The 278-nt window shown below is 56.8% G+C and carries 1 protein-coding gene; it reads left to right on the top strand.

Annotated features, from left to right (window positions below; genetic code table 11):
- Window positions 1-278, top strand: a 278-nt coding sequence (locus tag IAE38_RS23705; RefSeq protein WP_201219585.1) for an immunoglobulin-like domain-containing protein, incomplete at both ends; no start/stop codon positions are given.

The raw sequence follows: 278 nt of genomic DNA, 5'->3' as shown, positions 1-278 counted from the left end.
CCGTCGGTCACCGAAGGTGGCGTGATCACTTACACCGTGACGCTGACCAACCCAGCGCAAACGCCGGTGACTGTGACCCTGTCCAATGGTCAGGTCATTACTATTGAAGCGGGCAAAACTCAGGGCAGCATCGACTTCCAGACGCCGGCCAATGACGTCTACAACAACGGCTCGACCGTTAGCGTGACGATCCAGAACGCTACTGGCGGCAACTTCGAACAGCTGACTCCTAACCCGACGCCAGCGGTTACGACGATCAATGATTCGATCGATACCAC

Origin of the sequence: Pseudomonas sp. S32 (assembly GCF_016648095.1) — a bacterium.
Lineage (GTDB): Bacteria > Pseudomonadota > Gammaproteobacteria > Pseudomonadales > Pseudomonadaceae > Aquipseudomonas > Aquipseudomonas parafulva.
Note: the sequence above shows the minus strand (reverse complement) of the source record. Positions and strands in the feature narration are given on the sequence as shown.